This is a genomic window from Lysobacter antibioticus HS124 (genome assembly GCF_000336385.2).
Lineage (GTDB): Bacteria > Pseudomonadota > Gammaproteobacteria > Xanthomonadales > Xanthomonadaceae > Lysobacter > Lysobacter firmicutimachus.
Window position 1 is genome coordinate 1 of the sequence record NZ_HG424602.1, and the last position, 2,017, is coordinate 2,017.

2 protein-coding genes are annotated in these 2,017 nt (G+C 59.4%); one reads left to right on the forward strand and one right to left on the reverse strand.

Annotation, left to right across the window (positions count from 1 at the left end):
• Positions 1-75: 75 nt before the first annotated feature.
• Positions 76-507, forward strand: coding sequence for a hypothetical protein (locus TX83_RS21145; RefSeq protein WP_064749965.1), 432 nt, complete (start codon positions 76-78; stop codon positions 505-507).
• An 89-nt stretch (positions 508-596) separates the two neighbouring features.
• Here TX83_RS21145 and TX83_RS21150 read toward each other — a convergent pair whose 3' ends face one another.
• Positions 597-1,241 (reverse strand): response regulator transcription factor, encoded by a 645-nt coding sequence (locus TX83_RS21150; RefSeq protein WP_079248374.1) that lies wholly within the window; start codon positions 1,239-1,241, stop codon positions 597-599.
• Positions 1,242-2,017: the final 776 nt, after the last annotated feature.

Below are 2,017 nucleotides of genomic sequence, written 5' to 3' on the forward strand. Positions count from 1 at the left end.
GCTGCGTCTTCGCCCCATGGGCCTTACCAGCTTCGTGCGGGAACTGGAGACGCATGAAGGGATCGAGGAATCCGCATGAGCAAGTTCAAGGTAGAGATCGCCACGGGAAGCGATGGCTCTGTTTCCTTCGATATCCCACTCCGGATTTCCAAGCGCGGCTATCGCAAGCTCGTCCAGCTGACTAGCCCGAACGCTGCCGAGCGACCTTGGGATACCCAATCGACGGCGATGCAGCGTGCGTTGGGGCGAGCGGAGCGCTGGCGACGGATGCTGGAATCCGGAGAGGCAACCTCCATAGTCGACCTCGCAGAAAAGGAGAACACAGACTTTAGCTACATTGCCCGGCTACTCAACCTGACGACGCTGGCGCCGCCGCTCATAGCAGCGATCTTGGACGACACGTTGCCCAGTGGAACAACCGTCAACGATCTCGCTATTAATCCTCCGCTGCTATGGGGCGAGCAAGTCGCACTGCTGGAGCTCAAACGCGGACCTATTCGCAGGTAGCCCTCGTCCGCGCAAACGCAGGCACCCTCCCGTCCATCCGCGTCCTTCCAGATCGTCAAGAGGCTGCCGTGAAAGACAAGTTGGAAGCCTCACTTATATAGATAGTCCAGGCCACAAGCTTCCAGATACCGCCCGATTTCGTCCTTCGATTTCAATCCGAGCTTGTATAAAGCGTGGTATTTGTGAGCCGTAATAGTCTTGTAACTACGATGGCGGTGCCATGCAATGAAGGGAAGGCGTTCACCTCGCGCCAAAGCCAGCATTACATCTCGCTCCGAGGCCGTAAGCCGGTACCAAGGATGCTTCCTCGCTGATAGAACATCCATCGACCGATCTACATAAGTATTTCCCTGCAACACTTCCACCATGGCTTTGATCAGTTCTGACACGTCGCTCGACTTGAGAACAAATGCGCGAACACCAAGCTCTAGTGCGGCTAATGCGATGCAGGGATGGCTATCTTCTGTGAAGAGCAATATTCGTAGTTGCGGTCGCGTTTCGAGGATGGCTCGCAATAACGTCATCCCGTTCAACTTGCCTAGCGTGCGAAAGTCCACGATCAAATAGTCGCATGGGAAGCTTTCTGAAGACTGCAGCAGGCCATCGCTGTCGATGACCGTGTCGACTAGGAATTTACTTTCGTCCAATACTGAAAGTAATTGCCTGGCAACTGTTATGCCAATGATTGGGTAGCCATCTGCAATCAGTACTTTCGTAAGAGGTTGATCAGCCATGGATCGATCATCCACACCCACGCGTGGCCATGAATATTTGTGACGTCTAGCGCACTTGTCATTCACGCTTTCTCACCCACTAGGCTAGCCATCGAGCTCTTCTAGCGGCCCACGGGATCGGGTCTTGTCGCTATCGGCTAGTAGGGCAGGTGCAACCATCGCGGCTGCCGCACGCCCTCCGGATCGCACGCTCAATTGGGCCAGTGCGCAATTGCCCTCGGCCTCGCATGCCGGTGTCCGCAATCGGGCGTAGCGTCTCCAGAAGCCGCATGCCTCGGTAGCCCGCGTCGATAAAGGTGCCATCACAAGCCACCTTGATCGAACTCGCCCACCGGCGCGGTGCGCGGCCAAACGCTATACGGCCGCGCAGACGGCAACGCCCTGCCGGTGTAGTACGGCCTGCTCGAGGCGGCTCTCACCGCCAAATGCAGCGGCGCCCGCCGCTTCGCCCGGATAGACACCACTCTCGCGTTGCTGCGAACCCCGCGCGCGGCCGTGGCCAAGGTGCGCCTAGCCGGCGCCGGACCGCACCCGCGGCCCTACGGTTGCGGCCCCCGCCGGCCTGGCCGCGTTGGACCGCCTACACGCCGAGGCCGCCACGTCGCTACCGGCTGGGCTGCGCGCCCGGATATTGCTCCCCGGGACGACTTTGCGTGAACCTACCAGTTCGAATCCGGGAGCCGTGGGCGCGCCAATTTCCGGCGGGGAACTCTCTCCGCACTCCGCACGCCCCTCCGAAAGCCCCAGTACTGGCGGGCTTCAGCGAGGGGCGTTTG

What these genes read in the sequence shown, in the direction of transcription:
- TX83_RS21150 (WP_079248374.1), bottom strand. Translation starts at nt 1,241, where the DNA reads ATGGCTGATCAACCTCTTACGAAAGTACTGATTGCAGATGGCTACCCA.
- TX83_RS21145 (WP_064749965.1), top strand. Translation starts at nt 76, where the DNA reads ATGAGCAAGTTCAAGGTAGAGATCGCCACGGGAAGCGATGGCTCTGTT.